At 70.7% G+C, this 21,961-nt stretch carries 21 protein-coding genes; 16 read left to right on the forward strand and 5 right to left on the reverse strand.

The features are described from left to right. Position 1 precedes the first annotated feature (1 nt). A complete protein-coding gene (locus ACWF7A_RS39045; RefSeq protein WP_452255529.1) occupies positions 2-1,360 on the reverse strand; it encodes a CBM96 family carbohydrate-binding protein in 1,359 nt (452 codons plus the stop codon). A gap of 239 nt (positions 1,361-1,599) precedes the next feature. Between ACWF7A_RS39045 and ACWF7A_RS39050 the strand changes: the two genes are divergently transcribed. From ACWF7A_RS39050 to ACWF7A_RS39120, 15 genes are all read left to right on the forward strand, one after another. After that, complete coding sequence (locus ACWF7A_RS39050) at positions 1,600-3,111, forward strand: phage tail sheath family protein (protein WP_452255530.1); 1,512 nt, start codon at positions 1,600-1,602, stop codon at positions 3,109-3,111. 14 nt (positions 3,112-3,125) lie between these two features. Beyond that, a complete protein-coding gene (locus ACWF7A_RS39055; RefSeq protein WP_452255531.1) occupies positions 3,126-3,569 on the forward strand; it encodes a phage tail protein in 444 nt (147 codons plus the stop codon). Between the two features lie 20 nt (positions 3,570-3,589). Continuing rightward, complete coding sequence (locus ACWF7A_RS39060) at positions 3,590-3,958, forward strand: hypothetical protein (protein WP_452255566.1); 369 nt, start codon at positions 3,590-3,592, stop codon at positions 3,956-3,958. Continuing rightward, positions 3,955-4,110 (forward strand): DUF6760 family protein, encoded by a 156-nt coding sequence (locus tag ACWF7A_RS39065; protein WP_452255532.1) that lies wholly within the window; start codon positions 3,955-3,957, stop codon positions 4,108-4,110. The genes ACWF7A_RS39060 and ACWF7A_RS39065 overlap by 4 nt, the downstream gene beginning before the upstream one ends. A 34-nt stretch (positions 4,111-4,144) precedes the next feature. Next, positions 4,145-6,670, forward strand: a complete 2,526-nt coding sequence (locus ACWF7A_RS39070) for a hypothetical protein (RefSeq protein ID WP_452255533.1) — start codon at positions 4,145-4,147, stop codon at positions 6,668-6,670. 9 nt (positions 6,671-6,679) lie between these two features. Next, a complete protein-coding gene (locus tag ACWF7A_RS39075) occupies positions 6,680-7,108 on the forward strand; it encodes a phage tail protein (RefSeq protein WP_452255534.1) in 429 nt (142 codons plus the stop codon). Further along, the gene (locus ACWF7A_RS39080) at positions 7,105-7,839 is read left to right on the forward strand and encodes a CIS tube protein (protein WP_452255535.1); all 735 of its coding nucleotides are present in this window, start codon (positions 7,105-7,107) and stop codon (positions 7,837-7,839) included. Before ACWF7A_RS39075 ends, ACWF7A_RS39080 begins: the two co-directional genes overlap by 4 nt. Continuing rightward, on the forward strand, positions 7,832-9,598 hold the full coding sequence (locus ACWF7A_RS39085) for a VgrG-related protein (RefSeq protein WP_452255536.1): 1,767 nt from the start codon (positions 7,832-7,834) through the stop codon (positions 9,596-9,598). The genes ACWF7A_RS39080 and ACWF7A_RS39085 overlap by 8 nt, the downstream gene beginning before the upstream one ends. A gap of 6 nt (positions 9,599-9,604) precedes the next feature. Next, on the forward strand, positions 9,605-9,889 hold the full coding sequence (locus ACWF7A_RS39090) for a PAAR domain-containing protein (protein ID WP_452255537.1): 285 nt from the start codon (positions 9,605-9,607) through the stop codon (positions 9,887-9,889). Next, on the forward strand, positions 9,889-10,290 hold the full coding sequence (locus ACWF7A_RS39095; protein ID WP_452255538.1) for a GPW/gp25 family protein: 402 nt from the start codon (positions 9,889-9,891) through the stop codon (positions 10,288-10,290). The genes ACWF7A_RS39090 and ACWF7A_RS39095 overlap by 1 nt, the downstream gene beginning before the upstream one ends. Continuing rightward, the gene (locus ACWF7A_RS39100; protein WP_452255567.1) at positions 10,290-12,215 is read left to right on the forward strand and encodes a putative baseplate assembly protein; all 1,926 of its coding nucleotides are present in this window, start codon (positions 10,290-10,292) and stop codon (positions 12,213-12,215) included. The genes ACWF7A_RS39095 and ACWF7A_RS39100 overlap by 1 nt, the downstream gene beginning before the upstream one ends. Continuing rightward, positions 12,212-12,748 (forward strand): phage tail protein, encoded by a 537-nt coding sequence (locus ACWF7A_RS39105; protein ID WP_452255539.1) that lies wholly within the window; start codon positions 12,212-12,214, stop codon positions 12,746-12,748. The genes ACWF7A_RS39100 and ACWF7A_RS39105 overlap by 4 nt, the downstream gene beginning before the upstream one ends. Next, positions 12,745-13,683, forward strand: a complete 939-nt coding sequence (locus tag ACWF7A_RS39110) for an NADase-type glycan-binding domain-containing protein (RefSeq protein WP_452255540.1) — start codon at positions 12,745-12,747, stop codon at positions 13,681-13,683. Before ACWF7A_RS39105 ends, ACWF7A_RS39110 begins: the two co-directional genes overlap by 4 nt. Further along, a complete protein-coding gene (locus ACWF7A_RS39115; RefSeq protein ID WP_452255541.1) occupies positions 13,680-16,640 on the forward strand; it encodes a VWA domain-containing protein in 2,961 nt (986 codons plus the stop codon). The genes ACWF7A_RS39110 and ACWF7A_RS39115 overlap by 4 nt, the downstream gene beginning before the upstream one ends. 90 nt (positions 16,641-16,730) lie before the next feature. Continuing rightward, positions 16,731-18,026 carry a COG1470 family protein gene (locus ACWF7A_RS39120; protein WP_452255542.1) on the forward strand — a complete coding sequence of 432 codons (1,296 nt, stop codon included), beginning with the start codon at positions 16,731-16,733 and terminating at the stop codon, positions 18,024-18,026. A gap of 2 nt (positions 18,027-18,028) precedes the next feature. On the opposite strand, the gene ACWF7A_RS39125 is transcribed toward ACWF7A_RS39120, so the two are convergent. The 3 genes from ACWF7A_RS39125 to ACWF7A_RS39135 form a co-directional block, all read right to left on the reverse strand. After that, complete coding sequence (locus ACWF7A_RS39125) at positions 18,029-18,655, reverse strand: response regulator transcription factor (protein WP_452255543.1); 627 nt, start codon at positions 18,653-18,655, stop codon at positions 18,029-18,031. Between the two features lie 63 nt (positions 18,656-18,718). Beyond that, positions 18,719-19,345, reverse strand: coding sequence for a response regulator (locus tag ACWF7A_RS39130; RefSeq protein ID WP_452255544.1), 627 nt, complete (start codon positions 19,343-19,345; stop codon positions 18,719-18,721). Next, entirely contained in the window at positions 19,342-19,980 is a 639-nt protein-coding gene (locus ACWF7A_RS39135) for a sensor histidine kinase (RefSeq protein WP_452255545.1), read from the reverse strand. Before ACWF7A_RS39135 ends, ACWF7A_RS39130 begins: the two co-directional genes overlap by 4 nt. A gap of 190 nt (positions 19,981-20,170) precedes the next feature. Between ACWF7A_RS39135 and ACWF7A_RS39140 the strand changes: the two genes are divergently transcribed. Continuing rightward, the gene (locus ACWF7A_RS39140; protein WP_452255546.1) at positions 20,171-20,929 is read left to right on the forward strand and encodes a hypothetical protein; all 759 of its coding nucleotides are present in this window, start codon (positions 20,171-20,173) and stop codon (positions 20,927-20,929) included. Here ACWF7A_RS39140 and ACWF7A_RS39145 read toward each other — a convergent pair. Continuing rightward, a complete protein-coding gene (locus ACWF7A_RS39145; RefSeq protein WP_452255547.1) occupies positions 20,892-21,878 on the reverse strand; it encodes a PHP domain-containing protein in 987 nt (328 codons plus the stop codon). The genes ACWF7A_RS39140 and ACWF7A_RS39145 overlap by 38 nt on opposite strands. Positions 21,879-21,961: the final 83 nt, after the last annotated feature.

Genomic DNA, 21,961 nt, shown 5'->3' on the forward strand with positions numbered 1-21,961 from the left:
GTCAGTGACAGTTGGTGGTGCCGCTGTCGGTGTAGGTCTTGCCCGCCACGGGGACGAACTGCCAGTCGAAGCTGTTGTCGTGCAACGTCAGCTTCAGCACGCCCTGGGTGCCGGTGTTGCGGGCCTCGCTGTTCGGCCTGATCGTGCCGAAGCCGTACGCGCCCGCGCCGCCCATGCCCGCGACGAACGACCGGATGCCGCGCGCCGTGTCGAGGCCGCCGGTGGGGTTCTGCGGGGCGAACCGCTCGTACTGGTGGTTGTGGCCGAAGACGACCACGTCCGCGTTGTAGTCGTACAGGGCCTGGAACAACGGCCTGGTGGCCGTCGACGGCGAGTGGTTGGCGCCGCTGGTGAACAGCGGGTGGTGCCAGTACGCCGCGGTGCACGGCTTCGTGCTCGCCGCCAGGTCCTGCCGCAGCCACTGCTCCTGCGCGCTGCCCGCCGACATGCTGATGTTGGAGTTCAGCGACACGATGTGCCAGTTGCCGATGTCGTAGGAGTAGTAGCCGCGGCCGGACGGCCCGGCCTGCGCGCCGAAGTAGTTGTAGTAGCCCGTGGCGCCGCTGGTGTTGTAGTCGTGGTTGCCGGGGGAGGGCCTGGTGCGCGCCTTGTGCCGGCCCCACGTGGGCTCGTAGTAGGTGGTGAACTGGCTCGCGGTGCCGTCCGGGTAGACGTTGTCGCCCGTGGTCCAGACGGTGCCCTGGATGCCGTCCAGCAGCGCGGCCGTGGCCGTGTCGCCGGAACCCGAGTCGGCGATGTCGCCCGCGCCGACCCACACCGGGTCGCCGGGAGGCGGCGTCGTGCCGTCGGTGACGACGAGCTGCGGTGCCGTCGAGCCCGACTCGCGCGAGTCGTAGTCGGCGCCGTCCGTGCTGCTCGACGTGATGCCGATGCTGTACGTGCCGTTGCCCGTGACGAGGCTGGTGACGTCGACCTCGTACCAGGCGTTGCGCACGACCGAGCCGAGGGAGCCGAGCGTGGCGCCGTCGATCGCGGGCTGGTTCGCCCAGGTCACGGCGGTCTCGGACCAGCTGGCGTTCGACATCGCCCTGAACGTGCCGCCGTTCGGGCTCTCCGCGCCCGAGACGTCGTCGGTGTGCAGGCGCAGCTTGGCGTTGCTGACGCCGCCGGTGACGCCGGAGACGGTGAACTTGAGGAACGTCCGCTTGACCGGCGAGTTGTCGATGCCGAGCTGGCTCGCGGTGCCGTGGTTCGTGCCGGTGGACCCGTTGTCGACGTAGGTGTCGGCGGTGGGTGTGAAGGTGGTGATGGCAGCCTGAGCTGCGGTGGAGGCGGTGAGTGTGGCCGCCGTGACGATGACGGTGGAGAGCACGGCCAGAGGAGCCCTGCGACGTGACATGCCTGTCCTTGTGGTGGTGGGCGGACATGGGCCGTCGCGAAGAGTAGGGGTGCGATGGTTCGGTCACCAATGATCGTTCGGCGGCAGTTCGGTGAACGGTGGGAAAACCCCACCAGGGGGTGACTGCCCGTTTGGGCAGCGGCGCGCTCCCTCCAGCACCGTCACGGGGTCGTGTCGGGATCTTCGGCGCCGTTCCAGCATGGGTCGTACAGGGTTCCGTACGACTTGGGAGGCCGTTGATGCCCACCTATCTCTCGCCGGGCGTGTACGTCGAGGAGGTGGAGGCAGGTGCCCGTCCGATCGAGGGCGTGGGCACCGCCGTCGCCGCGTTCGTCGGCTTCGCGGCCAAGGGCGACTTCAACACCCCGACGCTCGTCTCGAACTGGTCGCAGTACACCGAGAAGTTCGGCGACTTCGCCGAGGGCTGCTACCTGCCGCTGGCCGTCTACGGCTACTTCCTCAACGGTGGCACCAACTGCTACGTCGTGCGCGTCGGCGGCTCCCGTTCCGCCGCGGTGGAGGCCGGGCCGTCCGCGGTTCTGGGCAGCTACAAGGTGAAGGCCCGCGAGCTCGGTGCCGGGTCCCTGTCCGTCGAGGTCGGCGAGGCCGCGGGGGAGAACACGCCGGACGACCGCTTCGCGTTGCTGGTCAAGGACAACGGCAAGGTCGTCGAGACGCACCAGGTCTCGTCGAAGCGCGGTAAGGAGAACGTCGTCACCGTCGTGAACACGGCGTCGAAGCTGATCACGGTCGAGGAGGTGACCGGCGCCGCCGTCGCCCGTCCGGACAAGGCCTCCGTGGCGCTGCGTTCCGAGCCCGCCGCGTCGCCCGTGCCGCGCAAGGTCGTCGCGGACGACTACGTGGGTGACGTCTCCGACCGCACCGGCTTCGGCGGCCTGGAGGCCGTCGACGAGATCACGATGGTCGCGGTGCCCGACCTGATGAGCTCCTACCAGCGCGGACTGATCACGCTGGAGGCCGTGAAGACCGTGCAGGCGGCTGTGATCGCGCACTGCGAGCTCATGGGCGACCGCATGGCGATCCTCGACCCGCCGCCGTCGCTGTCGCCGGACGAGGTGAAGAACTGGAAGCAGGTCGAGGCGGGCTACGACTCGAAGTACGCCACCCTGTACTACCCGTGGATCAAGGTCTACGACCCGTCCACTTCGGACAACGTCTTCGTGCCGCCGTCGGGCCACATGGCCGGCGTGTGGGCGCGCACCGACGCCACCCGCGGCGTGCACAAGGCCCCGGCGAACGAGACCGTGCGCGGCGCCGTGGCGCTGCAGACGCAGCTCACCAAGGCGGAGCAGGAACTGCTGAACCCGATCGGTGTGAACTGCATCCGCTCGTTCACCGGCCGAGGCATCCGCGTGTGGGGCGCCAGGACCCTGTCCTCGGACCCGGCGTGGCGCTACCTGAACGTCCGGCGGCTCTTCAACTACCTGGAAGAGTCCATTCTGGACGGAACGCAGTGGGTCGTCTTCGAGCCGAACGACGATGCCCTGTGGGCACGCATCCGCCGCACCATCGCCGCGTTCCTGGTGATGGAGTGGCGCAAGGGCGCCCTGTTCGGCCTGACGCCCGACGAGGCGTTCTACGTGAAGTGCGACCGCGAGACCAACCCCGCCGAGGGCATCGACCTCGGCCAGGTCGTCTGCGAGATCGGCATCGCACCCGTGAAGCCCGCGGAGTTCGTCATCTTCAGGCTCGCCCAGATGCAGGGCGGCACCAGTCTGGTCAACGAGTAAAGGCGGTTCACGACATGGCACTCCCCGATCTCGACACGTCGGTAGGCCACTCGTTCGGCCTGGAGGTCGACGGCATCACGATCAAGCAGATCTCCGAGGTGACGGGCCTGAAGATGGAACAGGACGTCATCGAGCTCAAGCAGAACATGGCCGACGGCAAGTACGTCGTGAAGAAGCTGCCGGGCCGTATGAAGGCGGGCGAGGTCGTCTTCACCCGAGGCCTCACCTCCGACAACTCGTTCGAGAAGTGGGTGAAGGACTCCCGTTTCGGCAAGATGGGCGCCGCCCGCAAGAACGGCGTGGTCGTCGTCTACGACTACGAGGGCCAGGCCATCAAGCGCTACAAGATCATGCGCGCCTGGCCGAAGGCGCTGGAGATCGGCACGTTGAAGGCCGGCGACACCTCCGTGCTGACCGAGAAGCTCACGGTCACCTACGAGGAGATGGAAGTCGAGTGAGACGGTCCCCGGTCGTGGAGATGCAGACGGAGTTCGCCTTCGAACTCCCGCGCGGCTACGTGGACGACGCGGGCGTGTTGCACCGTGCGGGCGTGATGCGCCTCGCCACCGCACGCGACGAGCTGATCCCGTTGCGGGACGACAGGGTCCGCGAGAACGCCGCGTACCTGACCGTCGTCCTGCTGGGCCGGGTGGTCGTCCGGCTGGGCTCGGTGACCGACGTGCACGCCGGCGTGATCGAGAACCTGTTCGCCGCCGACCTCGCCTTCCTGCAGGACATGTACCGGCGCATCAACAGCGAGGGCCACACGCGTTCCGGAGTCTCGTGCCCGTCGTGCGGCCACGGCTTCGAGGTCGACATCGCCGGGGGGCGCCTGGGGGAATCGTGACGTACGCGGCGGACCGGCTGTACTCGGAGGTCGCGTACGTCGCCTACCACTTCCACTGGTCGCTCGACTCCATCTTGGACCTGGAGCACGCGGAGCGGCTGCGGTACGTGGAGGAGATCGGCCGCATCAACGCCCGCATCTCGGCGGGCTAGTGGGGTTTCGAGAGCTATGGGGAGGTGATCGGTCGTGTGGCCCTTTCGACGGCGAGCAGCCGCTTCGCTCCCGGTCGTCAGGTCGGACTGGCGAACCCTCCCGCCGCTGCAACGCCTGGTGGCACCGCACCCGCTGATCAACCCGGTCCAGGCGTACTCCGCGAGCCTGACCTCGTGGCAGAACCCGTCGTTCCTGGCGCCGCTGGCCCACGCGGTGGGGGCGTCGGAGCCGTCGGGGTCGATCGCCGACGTGGCCAAGCCTTCTCCGGACCAGCCTGCTCCGGTGTCACGCCCGGCCGACCTCTCACCGCCGACCGTGGCGACGGACGGCGCTGGTTCGGCAGGACGCGGTGCTCTGCAGCGGGCTGCGGCCGAACCCGGCGGCGCGCCGGAACACGCTGCTGCGCCGGGACGTGCCACGGTGCAACGGGCCGCGGCTGTGCCCGCCGGCGCGCCGGAGAACGTTGTTGCGCCGGGACGCGCCACCATCCAACGGGCCGTGGCTGAGCCCTCCGGCGCGCCGGAACGCGCCGCTGTGCCGGAACGCGCCACTGTGCCGGAACGTGCCACTGTGCCGGAACGTGCCACTGTGCAACGGGCCGCGGCTGAGCGTGATGCCACGCCGGAGCACGGCACCCCGCAGCGTGCCGTGGCCGAGCCTGTCGTGGTGGAAGGCACCCCCGTGCAAAGGGCCGCGACCGAACCCACCGTGCCGGACCGCGCCGCGTTCCAACGGACTGCGGCCGAGCGCGACGACCCGCCGAAATCCGGCACCCTGCAGCGCGCCTCGGCTGAACCTGCCGCCGTGCCGGAACACGCTGCCGTGCAACGGGTCTCGGCCGAGTCCGACGCGCCACCGGAGCACGAAACCTCACAGCGCGCCTCGACGGAATCTCCCGCCGCGCCGGAACGCGCCACCGTGCAGCGTGCCTCGGCGGAATCTGCCGCCGCGCCGGAACGCGCCACCGTGCAGCGTGCCTCGGCGGAATCTGCCGCCGCACCGGAGCACGGCACCTCGCAGCGGGCCGCAGTGGAGCGCGAAGTCCTACCGGAGCACGGCACCTCGCAGCGCACCGCGATCGAACCTGCCGCCGCACCGGCACTCGGCATCCTGCAACGGGCTGTGAACGAGCGCGACGCGCCACCGGCACTCGCCACCCCGCAGCGCGCGACGGCCGAACCCGCCACCGTGCAACGGGCCGCCCTCCCGCCGGAGCCCGCCACCCGGCAGCACCCGGCAACCGGCGACACGACCCCACTGGGGCACAGCACGCGGCTGGAGCACGCGACTCCATCAGAACACGGCACCCCGCAGCGCTCCTCAACCGAACACCGCGGCCCAGCCCTGCCCAGCAGCCTGCAGCGCACCTCGTCGCAACCGGACGCCCCGTCCGTCTCTCCGGAGCACGGGAACCCGCCACCCGGCTCGACCAGGCCCGAAGTCCTGCCGCTCACCTCGGTGCAGCCGGGCGTCGTGCAACGCGCCTCCGCGACGCGGAGCTCACCAGTGCGGCGTGCTTCGACCGAGCAAGGCGCGCCACCCGTCCCAGCGGGTCTCGGCCTCCCGCGGCACACTCCGCAGGACAGCGGTGCTCTGCAGCGCGCTTCGACAGAACAAAGCACTCCGCCGTTCGTGTCGCCAGGTAGCTCGGGCACACCGCCCACGACGACAAGCGGCGCAAGCAGACCGCTCACCTCGTCAGAGCCCGGCATCCAGCGTGCCGCGACAGATCACCCCCGCCAGACGGACCACGACCTCCGGACGGACCACGACCTCCAGACGGACCACGACCTCCAGACGGACCACGACCTCCAGCTCGTCCCCTCAGACCACGCCGGTCCGCCTTCCCCCGAACCCCGAGCCGACGTCGGGCCGTCCGCGAGCCGGCCCGACGCGGTCGTACAGCGCTCCGGAGCCGTGCCCCTGCCGACCCGGTCTCGCAGGCTGGGGCTTGGTGAGCCGATCCCCACACCGGCATCGACGGTCGGTGTGCCGGAGGCACCGTTTCCCGGCCTCGAGGTGCAGAGGGACGCGGACTCGACGGTGGCGGCGTCGCTCGGCGTTGTGGTGCAGCGACTGCCCGGCGAACCCGCGACATCGGCCGCACCCGGTGGGCCGGCGGAGGTGCCGTCGCTCGGCGTCGCCGCACAGCGCGCTGTCGAAGCTGCGGCCCTCCCCGTGGTGCGGCTCGCGCAGAGTCCCGACAAGCCGGAACCCGCCGTGCTGCAGGCAGCGCAGCGGCCGCTCACCGGCAGCTGGGCCGTGCAGCGGTTCGCGGAACCCGCGCCGGAACCGGTCCCCGAGCAGAAGGGCCCGAGCTTGCCGGTGGTGGTGGCCCGTGCCGCTGAGGAAGTGGCCGAAACGAAGGCGCCGGTCGTGGAGACCGTGGTTCAGCGGGTGGCCGAGGTCGGGCCTCAGGAGGTGCAGCGGGTCGAGGTGCCGGCGCAGGGGCCGGGGGCCGAGGAGTTGTTGCGCAAGTTGTACGACCCGTTGCTGCGGCGGCTCAAGGCCGACCTGTGGCTCGACCGTGAGCGTCGTGGGGCGCTCACCGACATGTGAGGACGTGTGATGAGTGCACCGGAGGAAGCCGTCGCCGTCTGTTTCAGCGTGTCGGTGGACAAGGACGACCTGGGCGCCTTCAACAGTTGTGAGGGGCTCGGGTGTGAGTTCGTCATCGAGCAGCGGGAGGAGGGCGGCAACAACGGGATGGTGTGGCAGCTGCCCACGCGCATCAAGTACCCCAACGTGAAGCTCACGCGGCCGGTCACCCGGGACAGCCAGAAGATCACCAACTGGATCGCGGGCATGGCGGCGGGCATCAAGCGGCGGACGGCCGTCATCGAGGCCAAGACGTTGGAAGGCAGGGTGATCGCGAGCTGGTCGTTGGCCGAGGTCGTGCCCGTGCGGTGGACCGGGCCGCAGTTGAGCGCCGAGCAGACGAAGGTCGCCACCGAGACGCTCGAGCTGGCGCACCACGGGTTCTTGGACGCGCGATGACCGTCACCTTCACGAGCGCGGGAAACGCGACCACGTCCAAGAAGATGGAGCACGCGTCGTTGACGGTGCACGAGCCGCCCAAGCCCGGCGGGTTGCAGAAGCCGGGGGCGCAGATCGACGAGATCAAGTTCCAGTTCAACCCCAAGGAGCTGACGCTCGCCAAGAACGCCAAGTGGCAGCGGCAGACTCAGCCCAACGCGGCCAAGGCGGGCGTGCCCGAGTTCAAGGGGGCCGAGCCGGCCAAGCTGAGCCTGGAGATCTTCCTCGACTCCACCGACACCATGGGCGACGCGACCGTCAAGAAGGTCGAGCAGCTCTTCACCCTCACAGTGCCCACGAAGGACAGCAGAACCGACGGCAAGGGCAGCCCGCCGTGGGTCATCTTCAAGTGGGGCACGACGACGGGCTTCCCGAGTTACGTCGCGAGCGTCAGCGCCAAGTACACGCTCTTCACGCCCGGCGGCATGCCGGTCAGGGCGCTGTGCACGGTCAACCTGGAGGAGGTCAGCGGCGAACCCGGCGGTCAGAACCCCACCAGCGGTGCGCTCGCGGCCAGGAACGCGCACACGCTCACGGCCGGGGACAGCCTGCAAAGCCTGGCGTACAAGGCTTACGGCAACCCGGAACTGTGGCGGTACATCGCCGAGGCCAACGACATCGACGACCCGATGCGCCTCACCCCCGGCGCGACGGTGCTCGTGCCCGCGTTGGAGGAGGTCCAGCATGGCTAACGAGAGCTTCGCCAACAACCTCGTCGTCGAGGTCGAGGGGCGGCCGTTGCCCGCGGACGTCAAGCTGCTGCTCACCTACGCCTACGTGGACGACAGCCGCAACCTGCCGGACATGTTCGTGCTGCGCTTCCGCGACCCCGGCCACGTCGTGCTCGCCAAGGCCGGGCTGAAGATCGGGGCGAAGGCCGCGCTCAAGGTCCAGACCGCCGACCCGGGCGGGCCGAAACCGCTGATGAGCGGCGAGATCACGGCGGTCGGCCTGGAGCTCGACGCACAGGGGACGTTCACCGAGGTCAGGGGGTACGACGAGGCGCACAGGCTGTTCCGCGGCCGCAGGGTCGCGGTCTACCCGAACATGACGGTCGCGGACGTCGTGAAGAAGGTCGCCGAACGCGCGAACATCAAGGCGGGCGCGATCGACGACGTGCCGGGCTTCGGCGGACGGCCGGACACGCAGCTCAGCCAGGACAACGTCAGCGACTGGGAGTTCCTCAGCCGCCTCGCGCGCACTGTCGGCGCGCAGATCGCCGTCAAGGACGGCAGGCTCGACTTCACACTGCCCGAACCTCCGGCCAAGGCGCCGAAGACCAACGCCAAGGCCAGGACGAACCCGCTCGTCCTCGAGATGCACAGCACGCTCGTGGCGCTCCGGGCCGGCATCACGACAGCGGGCCAGGTCCCCGAGGTCCAGGTGAGGGGCTGGGACTTCGTGAACAAGCAGGAGGTCGTCGCCACCGCCGTCCCGAACACAGCGGGAGTCGAGGTCCCGCAGGCGAACCCGAAGGAGCTCGCGGACAAGTTCCGAGCGCAGCCGTACCTGGAGACGGGCCAGTACCGCACGCACGCCGAGGCCAAGGCGGCCGCGGCGGCGCTCGCGGCCCAGCTCGGCGGGTCCTGCGCCGAGCTCACCGGCGTGGCCAGGGGCAATCCGGAGCTCAAGGCCGGCACGGCGGTCGCGCTCACCAACGTCGGCGAACCCTTCCAGGGCAGGTACACCCTCACCAGCACCAGGCACCTGTTCGCCGAGCACACCGGCTACACCACGGAGTTCACCGTCTCCGGACGGCAGGAGCGCTCGCTCTACGGACTCGTCCACAGCACGAAGGACAAGCCGCTCAACGGACTCGTCCCCGCCATCGTCACGAACGCCAAGGACCCCAAGCAGCTCGGCCGCGTGCAGGTCAAGTTCCCCTGGCTCGCCAACGACTTCACCAGCGTCTGGGCCCGGACCGTGCAGCAGGGCGCCGGCCCGGGCCGCGGCACGGTGGTCCTGCCCGAGGTCGGCGACGAGGTGCTGGTCGGCTTCGAGCACGGCGAGTTCGACGCGCCGTACGTGCTCGGCGGCCTGCACAACGGCAAGGACCAGCCGCCGAAGCTGAGCAGGCCGCCCGTCGACGGCTCGAGCGGCGAGATCGCGGTCCGGGGCTTCGTGAGCCGCAAGGGCCACCGGGTCGAGCTGGTCGAGGACGACGGCATCGTGATCTCCAGCGGTGACGGGAAGTTCCACGTGAAGATCGACCAGAAGGCCCAGACCATCGAGATCACCAGTGGCAAGACCGTGTCCGTCAAGGCGCAGAACGGCATCACCGTCGACGCCGGCACCGGACCGCTGGAGCTCAAGGGGCAGAAGGTGTCCATCACGGCGCAGACCGAGCTCAAGGCGGAGGGCGCCCAGGTCAAGATCGCCGGCCAGGCTCAGACGGAGGTCACGGCAAGCGGGCCGCTGACCGTCAAGGGCGCCATCGTGAGGATCAACTGAGGAACCATGCCACCCGCAGCCAGAATCGCCGACATGACAGCCCATCCCGGCGTCGTCACCGGACCCGGTGTGCCGACCGTGCTCATCGGCGGCAAGCCGGCCGCGACGGTCGGGGACCTGCACACCTGCTCGTTCCCGCCGCCCGCGGTGCACCCGCCGACACCGATCGTGCCACCGGGCTGCCCGACCGTGCTGATCGGCGGCAAGCCCGCGGCCCGCGTCGGTGACACGAGCGGCTGCGGCGCGCCGATCCTGCCGCCCGGCTGTCCGACCGTCCTGATAGGAGGGTGATGGAGTTCATCGGCAGGGGCCTCAGCTTCCCCGTCCGCACCGACGCGACGGGCTCGGTGGCGCTCGTCGGCGGCGACCGCGAGATCGTCGAGAGCATCCGGCTGATCCTCGCGACCGCGCCCGGTGAACGCCCGATGCGGCCCGAGTTCGGCTGCGCGATCCACGACCTGGTGTTCGCGCCCGCCGACTCCACCACGGCCGGGCAGATCGCCTACGAGGTGCGGCAGTCGCTCGAGCGGTGGGAACCGCGCATCGAGCTGACGGACGTGGTCGTGGACTTCGCCGAGGCCGGCAGCGGCACCTTGCTGATCGACATCCGCTACACCCTGAGCACCACCAACGACCCGCGCAACCTCGTCTTCCCGTTCTACGTCATACCGCCGCACGAGGACGGTGCGTGATGCCGCTTCCCATGCCGAACCTGGACGACCGGCGCTTCCAGCAGCTCGTGGACGAGGCCAAGCGCCGCGTCCAGCAGCACTGTCCGGAGTGGACGGACCACAACGTCTCCGACCCCGGCGTCACGCTGATCGAGACCTTCGCGCACATGGTCGACGAGCTGATGTACCGGCTCAACCGCGTGCCGAAGCTCCACTACCTGAAGTTCCTCGACCTGATCGGGGTCGAGCTGTTCGCCCCGACCGCCGCCCGCGTCGACGTCACCTACTGGCTCTCGGCCGCACAACAAGCCCCTGTGGAGGTCCCGCGGGGCAACCAGGTCGCGACGCAGCGCAAGGGCGTCGAGGACCCGGTGGTCTTCACGGTCGACCGCCCCCTCACCATCGTGCCCTGCACGCTCGCACACCTCGCCACGGCCACGGCGAACGGCCAGCCGATCGACCGCACCGACGACCTCAGGGCCGCCAAGGAGCCGGCGGCGTTCAGCGAGCAGCCGCAGAAGGACGACGCCGTGCTGTTCGGCCTGTCCGACGCGGTCCCCGGCTGCGCGGTGCTGCTGAGGTTCGACTGCGACCCGATGGGCTCCGGCATCAACCCGGCCGACCCGCCGTGGGCGTGGGAGGCCTGGACCGACGAGGGCTGGGCCGCCTGCGAGGTCGACCACTTCACCAACGGCGGCTTCAACTCCGCGGGCGACGTGGTCGTGCACGTTCCGGCCGGCCACACCACGTCGATCCTGACGAGGCAGCGCGCGGGCTGGCTGCGCTGCCGCGCCACCGAGCTGTGGCCCGGACAGCCGTTCTACCAGCGCCCGCCGAAGCTCCGCGACGTCACCGCGTCGACGATCGGTGGCACCACCGAGGCCGTGCACGCCGACGTGGTCAGGTCAGAGACCATCGGTGTCTCGGAAGGCGTGGCGGGCCAACGGTTCCCGCTCGCCAGGACCCCCGTCGTCGCGGGTGAGCCGATCACCGTCGAGGTCGCCACCACGGACGGCTGGGACACCTGGACCGAGGTCCGCGAGTTCGTCGAGTCGGGCCCGCAGGACCGGCACTTCCTGCTGGACAACACCGAGGGCCAGATCATCTTCGGCCCGGCGGTGCGCCGGCAGGACGGCACGCTGCGCCACTACGGCGCCGTCCCGGCGAAGTCGGCGGCCATCCGCGTCCCCGAGTACCGGACCGGCGGCGGTGTGCGGGGCAACGTCGCGCGCAACCTCGTGACCGTGCAACGGGACCCGGTGCCGTTCGTCAGCACCGTCACGAACCGCAGGCCCGGCCGTGGTGGCGTCGCGGGGGAGTCGGTCGAGGACGCGGCCCTGAGAGGCCCGCTGTCGCTGCGGACGCGCGACCGGGCGGTGACGGCCGAGGACTACGAGATCCTCGCCAGGGAGGCCGCTCCGGAGGTCGCACGGGTGCGGTGCGCGCCGGGCGACGACGGCGTGCGCGTGCTGGTCGTCCCGGCGGTGCCCCAGCACGAGGAACCGAACTTCGCGGCCTTCCAGGTCGACCAGGAGACCCTCGGCCGGATCGCCCGCCACCTCGACGCACGCCGGTGCGTCGGCGCGCGGGTGAGCGTCGAACCGCCGTTCTACCAGGGCGTCACGGTGGTCGCGGACCTCAAGGCACGCCCCGGCACCCCCACCGAGGCCGTCCGGGCACGGGCGATGGACGCGCTCGGCGACCACCTCGACCCGATCCGCGGCGGGGCGGACGGCACGGGCTGGCCGTTCGGCAGGCCGGTGCACTCCGGCGAGATCTACGCGGTGCTGCAACGCGTACAAGGCGTCGAGCTGGTCGAGGACGTCAAGCTGTACGCGGCGAACCTGGCCACCGGCGAGCGGAGCCAGTCGGTGCAACGGGTCGACCTGCCGCCGAACGGCCTCGCCTTCTCCTACGGACACCAGGTCAGGGTGGCGAGGGCATGAGAGCCGCCGTGGACGACCTCGTCTCCCCGCACCCCCTGGGCGAACGCATGCCCGCCGTCTACACCGACGACGACTTCACCCAGCGCTTCACCCAGGCACTCGACGAGGTCCTGGCGCCGGTCTTCACCGTCCTCGACTGCCTCAGCGCCTACCTCGACCCGCGGCTCGCCCCCGAGGACTTCGTGGACTGGCTCGCGGGCTGGGTCGCGCTCGACCTGGACGAGAACTGGTCCTCCGCCCAACGCCGTGAGCTCGTGGCCCGCGCCGTGAGGCTGCACCGGTTCCGCGGCACCAGGAGAGGCCTCGCGGAACACGTCTGGCTGCTCACCGGCGGCCGCGTCGACATCGCGGACAGCGGCGGCACCGCGACCTCGGCGACCCCGGACGGCCCCCTGCCCGGCCGTTCGCCCGCGCACGTGCTGATCCGCGTCCGGGTGGAGCACCCGGACGCGGTGGACCGGGCGCGCATCACCGCGGCGGTGCGCCGGATGGTGCCCGCCCACGTCGCCACGACCATCGAGGTGACCACATGATCGTCTGCCAGACCTGCGGCGAGCACAACGCGCCCAGCACCGAGTTCTGCGGCAACTGCGGGGACTTCCTGAAGTGGACCGGGGCCCAGGCCCAGGCGGGCCCGGTCCGCCCGGACGAGCCGCAGCAACAACAGCCACACCACCGTCCACAGCAGACGCTCAGACGGCAGCCGCAGCCCGGCGACCTGATCTGCGGCCAGTGCGGCTCGGGCAACGTGGCCACCCGGCGGTTCTGCGCCGTCTGCGGCCACACCCTCCTCGACGCGACGGTCGAGCGGCAACCGTGGTGGAAGCGGTGGCGCAAGGGCCCGAAGGTTCTGGAGAGCGGCAGCAGGCCGCGCCGGGTCAGGACGACCACCAAGGTCCGCCAGGGCGTCGGCACGGCGGTGCGCTGGACGCTGGTGGTCGCGGTGCTGCTGTTCGCCGCCCTCTACGGCTTCTCCCAGCCGTTCCGCAGCAGCGTGAACACCCAGGCGGTCGCGGCCAAGGACGCCGTGGCGGGCATCTTCGTCGAGAAGTGGGTGCCGGTCCGGCAGAGCTCGATCAGCGCCTCGCAGGAACGCCCCGACCACCCGGCGGCGCTCGCCATGGACACGGACAAGGGCACCTTCTGGGCCGCCCAGACCGACCCGAAGACCCCGGCGCTGACCATCCGGTTCGATCGCAGGACCGACCTGCGCCGGATGATCGTCTACAGCGGCGACCCCAAGAAGTACCTGGGTTCCCAACGGCCGCAACGCCTCACGCTGGTGTTCGACACGGGCAAGACCGACGACATCACCCTCACCGACGCACCCGACGAGCAGGAGCACGCCATCGCGAACGGCGACGGCGTCCAGCAGGTCCAGGTGCTCGTCGCGGGCGTCTACCCGTCGACCGAGAGCACCGACACGGTGATCAGCGAGATCGAGCTGTTCGAGAAGCAGGTGAAATGACCGTGCGCGCACTCCCGTTGCTGCTCGTGGCGTTGCTCGTGGTGCCGGTACCGGTGCTGTCGGCCCAGCCGGCCACCGAACCCTTCGACATCGGCTTCACGAGCAACGACGACCACGTCTTCAAGGTGGACAGCACCGGGAACGCGCGCACCAACCTGACCGGCACCGCCCGCGAGCAGTACGACCCGGCTTTCTCGCCGGACGGCACCAGGCTCGCCTACGTCGACGACGACCACGTCATGATCGCCAACGCCGACGGCACGAACCCCAGTCGCCTCAACGCCGAACCTCGAAGGCAGTCACAACCGGCCTGGTCCCCGGACGGCACGAGCATCGCGCTCGTCGCCTGGATCCCCCTCGGCGACGGGGAGGCCCCGAGGATCCAGATCCACCGGGTCGCCGACGGCGCCAAGACCGGCGAGATCCCGATCCCCGAACACCTCCGCGCGGACGACACCCAGCCGGACTGGTCCCCGGACGGCCGGACCCTCGCGATCACCCGCCGGTCGAGCACGATCCGGCAGCCACCGCCGCAGATCACCGTGCCCGCCACCGACCGCCCCGCCCGCCGCGGCGGCACGTTCGACGTCGAGCAGGTCGTGCGCACCCCGCGCGTCCCGCCGAAGCCGGACGTCGTGCTGATGATCGACATCAGCGGCTCGATGGACGGGGAGATCGCCAGCGTCAAGAAGACCCTCATCGACATCATGGGCGACATCTCGGCCTTGCAACCCGAGTCCCGGTTCGGCATCGCGAGCTTCGCCGGACCGGAGAACGAGGGCAGGACGTTCACCGTCCACTCCGGATTCGACGAGGACCCCGTCGCCGGGATCGGCGAGGTGAACGTGATCCGGGACCAGGGTTCCACCGAGGTCTGGGCCCACGCACTGATCCGCACGGCCACCGGCGCGTTCACCTTCCGGCCCGACTCGAGCAGGGTCGTCGTCGTGATCGGCGACGAGGGCACCGCCGAGCGCCTGATGCCGCCGAACCGGGACGACACCGTCGACAACGCGATCACCGCCCTGCGGCGCGAGAACATCCGGTTCGTCGGCATCGACAGCGGCGGGCTGGACGAGTTCGGGCAGGCGACCCGGTTCGTGGAGGCCACCGACGGCTCGCTGCAGACCTTCGACGAGAACAGACCGGGGGAGATCAGCACCGCGATCCTCGACGGCATCAAGGACCTCGACGTCAGGATCAGCCCGGTCTCCCGGTGCGACGACGGCCTCGGCGTCGCGCTCACCCCGCCGGGCCCGGTGACCGCACCGAGCGGGCAGGACGTCAGGTTCACCGAGAGGTTCACCCTCGCGCCGGACGCCACTCCCGGCAGCACCCTGCGCTGCACCGTCGAGTTCCGCCTCAACAACGACCAGGAGGCGAGGCCCGGCTACGTCCACACCGTCGAGGTCCAGGTCGCCGACCTGGCGAGACCGTTGGTGCGCATCGACGACGTCACCGCGCGCGCCCAGGACGGCACCGGCACGCCGATCACCTACCAGGCGACCGCGACCGACTCGCAGAACCGCGCCCTCACCCCGGTGTGCACGCCCCCGTCCGGCACGAGGTTCCCGATCGGCGTCACGACGGTGACCTGCACCGCGACCGACGCCCTGGGCAACACCGGCACCGACACCGCGATCGTCACCATCACCGGGGACGACCCGGAGGGCTCGCGGATCTGGCTCGTCACCCCGGACGGGACCAGCCAGTTCGACCTGTCCGCGCGCTTCGGTGAGGAGTGCGACGGCTACTCCGACGAACATCCGGCGTGGTCCCCTGACGGCCAGAGCCTCGCGTTCACCCAGGACGAGCGGATCTGCACGGTGAAGGCGGACGGCACCGGCGCCCGCGTCGTCGTGGAGGACGGCGGCACCATCGCCCGCCCGCGCGACGCGGCCTGGCTCCCGGACGGCACGCGGCTCGTCTTCGCGTCCGCCGACGTCGAAGAGCCGGCGGACCTGTGGACCGTGCCCGTGCAGGGCGGCACCCCGCGGCTGCTCACCCGGAACGCGAGCCAGCCCACCGTGCAACGGCTGCCGCGGCTCACCGTGACCACGACTGCCACCCCGGCCGAGATCCCGTTCAACGGCATGACGACGATCGAGGTGACCGTCGCGAACACCGGCTTCGCCCCCGCGCCCGCCACGCTGACCGTCACGATGCCGCCGGGCCTGCGGGGCGGACCGGCCGGGGCGAACCTGGGCTCCATCGCTCCAGGGCAGCGCAGGGTCGTGAGCGGCGACGCCACCGGCACGACGGCGGGGGAGCACGAGGTGACCGCCGCGGTCGGCACCATCACCTCCCGCGTCACCGTGAAAGTCCTGGAACGCACCGGATCGCTCTCGCTGGTGGTGACGGCGAGCCCGCAACCGGCGTTCGTCGGCGGCGACGACGTCACCGTCACCTTCACCGTGCTCAACAGCTCCGGATCGACGCTCACGGACGTGCGGGTGGTCGCGTCGGCGTTCGGCTGCGAGCCGGAGTGCCTCGTCGGCACGCTCGGCCCGGACGGCCGGACCGAGGTGGAGCTGACGATCCCGGCCACCCAGGCCGTCGACCGCGAACTGGTCGGCGTCGTCGTCGCCACCGGCCCGGACGAGATCGCGTCCGACAACGTGGCCTCCACCCAGATCGTCGTCCGGCAGCCGGTGATCACCCTCGACCAGCAGGCCGGACCACTGGGCGGCGTGGTCTCCGCGCAGGGCAAGGACTTCCCGCCGGGCGCCAGGATCAGGCTCGGCTGGTCACCGGGCATCTCCGAGACACCGGGCGAGCTGACGACCGCGGACGGCACGTTCACCGCGCAGATGCTGGTCTTCCACAACGACACCGAGGGACCGCGACAGGCACTGGTGGCGACGGTCGAGGGCACCCGGTTCGGCGAGGTGCGGTCGGGCGACTTCCTGGTGCTGCCGAACACGAGCCAACCCTCCGACTTCATCGAACGAGGCTAGGCCCACTTCCCCAAGGGGCAGTGAAGAGCGCACCCGGCCACGCCTGGAACGCCGCTGTCAGCGGAGGGCACACGAAGGAGACTTCACGACATGGGAGCAACAGCGACACTGTCCACCTCGGACTTGTCGGTCGCGCCGGGTGGCGACGTCACGTGCCAGGTGATGGTGCGCAACGCGGGTGAGCTGGTGGACCAGTTCACGATCGACGTCGTCGGCGAGGCCGCGTCCTGGAGCCACGCCGAGCCGGCCGTGGTGAACCTGAACCCCGGCGAGTCCGCGCCGGTCCTCATCCGGTTCGCGCCGCCCCGCCAGACGGGCGTCCACGCGGGCACGGTCCCGTTCGGCGTCCGGGTCATCTCCCGCGAGGACCCGAACGGCTCCGTCGTCGAGGAGGGCGTCGTCGCGGTCGGCGCGTTCACCGACGTGGCCGCGGAGCTGGTGCCCGCCAAGGCCGAGGGCGCGCGGAAGGCCAAGTTCGAGGTCGCCGTCGACAACGTCGGCAACTCGCCCGCGATGCTGCGGCTGCGGGCCGTCGACCCCGAGGACGAGCTGGACTTCCGGCTGGACCGCGCCGAGGTCGCGCTGCCGCCCGGCACGACGGCGTTCGTGCGGCTGCGGGCGAAGCCGCGCCGGCGGTTCCTGCGCGGGGAGCCGAAGCGGCACCCGTTCCAGGTCGAGATCACACCGGAGCAGGGCGATCCGCTGATCGCGCAGGGCACGATGGTCCAGCGGCAGCTGCTGCCGAAGTGGTTGCTGCCGTTGCTGATCGCGCTCCTGCTGATCGCGGGGGCGTTGGCGGCGCTGTGGTTCACGGTGCTGGCGCCCGCCGTGAAGACCGCGGCGCGCGAGGCGATGCAGCAGGAGAGCAAGGAGATCAAGGACAGGGCGGACCAGGCGGCGAGCGCCGCCGGGGCGGCCAAGGACGAGTCGAAGCAGGCCGCGGCGAACGCCGGTCAGGCGCTCGACGCGCTGGGCATCAAACCGGGCGACACCGGCGCGACGCCGACGTTGCCCAAACCCGCCGAGAGCGGGGAACCGGTGACGTTCCGGATCGACGTCACCGCGCCGATCGTCGCGAACACCGGCTCGTTCACCGAGGTCACCTTCACCCCGCCGGACGACAAGAAGACCTTCCTCATCAAGGACATCTTCTTCGAGAACGCCAAGGGCGACACGGGCACCGCCCAGCTCGTCCGGGACGCGGCCGGGACCCGCAGCACGATCCGGGTCATCGGGCTCGGGAACTTCCGGGACCGCGACGAGCACTTCCAGGAACCGCTGCGGTTCCAGCCGGGCGAGAAGATCGTGTTCCGGGTGAGCTGCCAGAACCCGCAACCGAAGGGCTCGTGCACCCCGTCGGTCGTGCTCAACGGACGCTCCGCATGACGCTAGATCAGGCCTTCCCGCAACGCGAAGGCCACGGCGTGGGCGCGGTTGCGCAGCTGGAAGCGGTTGGTGATGTCGTGCAGGATCGACTTCACCGTGCGCTGCGAGTAGCACAGCCGCTCCGCGATCTCCCTGGTCTCCAGGCCGTCCGCGATCATCCGCAGCACCTCGGTCTCCCGGCTCGACATGCCGGCGAGGTTCAACCCGTTGGGGCGCAGCACGTTGCGCTGCAGCTGGGAGACGCGCCCGAGCAACCGGCCGAGCAGGTCGGCGGGCAGCGAGCCCTCCCCGGCGTGCGCGGCGCGGATCAGCCGGACCAGCGTGTCCGGTGTCGCGTCGGCCCGCCGCAGCACGGCGGACACCCCGCTGCCGACGACGTCGAGCAGCTCGGCGTCGGCCACGTCCCCGGCGATCAGCACGATGCCGGGGTTCGGCTGGCACTGCAGCTTTCTCAGCAGCTGCAGCACGTTCTCGTCGAGACGTTCGGCGACGACGAGGGCGACGCAGGTCTCGGTGGTCTCCGGCTCGACGAGCCTGATCTCCGGGCGGGACCGCAGCGCGACGGTGACGCCCGCGCGGGTGATGGAGTCGGTGGCGTGCAGGACGACGGTGACGGGCTCGGCGTTCATCAGCTCCCCTTCTGACGACTGCGTCCATCATCCTGCCGGGTGCGTCCCGGCCGACACGGGCACTTATCCCGAACGGTCCCGAAGTGCGTTTACCGCCTGGGCACGATCCGCGACCTGCAGCTTGCGCAGGATGTGGGACACGTGGTTGCGCACGGTTTTGGTGCTCAGCACCAACTCCCGCGCGATCGTGGCGTTGCCCTTGCCCGCGGCCATGAGCCGGGCGACCTCGCGTTCGCGGCCGGTCAGCTCCGGCAGCGCGCTCGGACGTGGGGCGGTGGCGAAGAAGTCGAGCAGCCGCGTCGCCACGCCGGGGCTGAAGATCGCCTCGCCCTCACCGACCGCGCGCACCGCGGCGACGATCTGCTGCGGCCGCGAGGACTTCACGAGATAGCCCCGCGCACCGGCCCGCATCGCCGCGAACACCGACTCGTCGTCCTCGAACATCGTCAGCACCAGCACCCGTGCGGACGGTCGCGCGGCGACGATCCGGCGCGTCGCCTCGATGCCGCCGAGGTCGGGCATGTTGAGGTCCATCACGATCACGTCCGGTTGCAACGCCCGCGCCAGTTCGACGGCCGGCGTCCCACCGTTGGCCTCTCCCACGACGTCGATGCCGCTGTCGGTCAGCACCGCCATCACGCCCTGGCGGAACAACGGGTGGTCGTCCACGACCAGCGCGCGCAGGCTCATGAGACCGGCAGCGCGGCCGCGAGTCTGGTGCCGCCGCCGTGGCCGGGCTCGACCCGGCAGTCGCCGCCGAGGTCGCTGGCCCGTTGCCTCATCGACGCGAGCCCCACGCCGGTCGTCACCTCGGCCGCGCCCACCCCGTCGTCGACCACCTCGACGTGCAGCTCGGCGTCGAACCACAGCCGCACAACGCATGTGCGCGCCTCGGCGTGCGTCACGACGTTCGTCAGCGCCTCCCGGACGATCCGGTACGCCGCGACGCTCACCGGGTCGGGCAGGGGCGGGATCTCCCCGAGCACCACGACCTCGATCTCGACGTGCAGACGCGACCTCAACGCGTCCACGAACGTCTCGACGGCTCCCACCAGACCGAACTTGACCACGGCGGCGGGGCTCTCGTTCGCGACCAGCGCCTTGATGTCGCCGATCGCCGAGTGGATCTCGTCCTCGAGCAGCACGAGCAGCCGGGCGGCACCGGCCGGGTCCGAGGTGAGCAGCTGCCGCGCCGACCGCAGCCCGAGGGCGACCGCGGCGAGCGAGGGGCCGACACCGTCGTGGAGGTCGCGCAGCACCGTGCGGCGCGCCTCGGTCTCACTCCTGGCGCAGGACTCCGCGGGCACGATGAACTGGCGGCGCATTCTCGCTCCCTCCCACCTTCACTTCGCTCGCATCTGATCAGCCGTTATCGGTGTTCCCGATGGTGTGAAGGAAGTCCCTCGATCGGACCATTCGGGGCCGTACTCCACTCTGATGGAAGCGGGCACCCGGCTGATACGGCCAGACGGAAAATCCAGATGACCCGGTGAGCGGTATTTCCACGCCTGCGGCGTGCTCCGCAGAGACATGGGAGTCGAGGTCCGCGACCCCCGCTGGCTCACGGCCGTACCCGGAGCCGAGCTGGTGGTCGCGCTGGACGAGGTGGGAGAACACGCCGCGCAGGGGCACCGGGTGACGGTGCTGATCGACCTGGTGCCGGACACCGTGGCGATGCTGCGGGGCCTGGCCGCCGAGGCGGTCGCGGAGGGGGCCCGCAAGGTACGAGTGCGGCCGCACGGCGTAGACCGGGTCGACCTGGTCTACGCGGCGGTCGAGCTCACCCGCGTCGCCGAGGACGACGCCGTCGAGGTCCAGTTCGACGTCACGTCCGCCGCGGTGCTGCGGGCCGATCCCACGGCGTTCGTGCGGGTCGACCCGTTCGTGGTGCAGGTCGACGGGACGGTCGTGCCGATCTGCGCCGGGCTGGAGGCCTACGCGCTCGGCACGCTGGGGTCCTTCGACGACCCAGGGCCTGCATCGAAGTCCATGTTCGCGACAGCCGGGCCTGACGAGGCCCCTGGCGGCACGGCCGAACGACCCACGTACAACAGCGGTGTGCGGGCCGTTCGGCCGCACCACCAGGACCCGCCTCAGGCGCGACTCTCATCGAACAGGACTCCGATGCAGGCCCTGGTGGCCGCGTGGGACCCCGAACCGGTCCGGGACCTGTGCCGGGTCGCGCTGGGCCGCGCGCTGGCCGACACCGGGCCGCTCGTGTGCTGGTACGAGCACCTCACCCGGACAGCAGCCGAGCTGCGCTCCTCGTGTTGATCACCTGGTCCGGGTCGACGCCGCACTCCTCGGCCCGCGCGCAGCCGTAGTTCAGCCAGTCCAGCTGGCCGGGCGCGTGCGCGTCGCTGTCGATGGAGAACGTGCACCCGGCGTCGACGGCCAGGCTGAGCAGGCGGCGCGGGGGATCGAGGCGCTCGGGCCGTGCGTTGATCTCGACGGCGGTGCCGTGCGCGGCGCAGGCCTCGAAGACCTTCTCCGCGTCGAACTGGGACTCCGGGCGGCCCTTGCCCACGACCAGCCGGCCGGTGCAGTGGCCGAGGATGTCGACGTGCGGGTTGCTGACCGCGTTGACCATCCGGCGGGTCATCTCGGCACGCGGCATCTTCAGTTTCGAGTGGACGCTCGCGACCACGACGTCGAGCCGTGCCAGCAGGTCCTCGTCCTGGTCGAGGGAGCCGTCGTCGAGGATGTCGACCTCGATGCCGGTGAGGACGAGGAACGGCGCCAGCTCGGCGTTCAGCTCGGCCACCACCTCCAGCTGCTTCTCCAGCCGTTCGCGACTCAGTCCGTTCGCGACGGTCAGGCGCGGCGAGTGGTCGGTCAGCACCATGAACTCGTGCCCGAGGTCGCGCGCCGCCTCCGCCATGTCGCGGATCGGACTGCCCCCGTCGGACCAGTCGGAGTGGACGTGGCAGTCGCCCTTGAGCCTCGCCCGCATCTCCTCGCCGCCGGTGATGTCGACGTGCCGCAGCTTCGCCAGATAGGACGGTTCGCGGTTCGCCAGCGCGTCCACGACGACGCCCGCCGTCGACTTGCCGACGCCCTTGAGGTCGGTGAGCGTGCCGAGACGGGACCGCTTCTCCACGTCGGCGGGGTCGAGGTCGGCGAGGACGGCGGCCGCGTTGCGGAACGCCTGGACGCGGTAGGTCGGCTCGCCGGCCCGTTCCAGGTGGAACGCCACCTGCTTCAACGCCTTGACCGGGTCCATACCCCTTCCTACCCCACTTCGGTCAATTTCACCCGACCTTCGGGGGTGTCGACCGGGTCCGCGACTGCGACAGCGTTCTGTCG

It is taken from the genome of Lentzea sp. NPDC055074 (genome assembly GCF_053608005.1).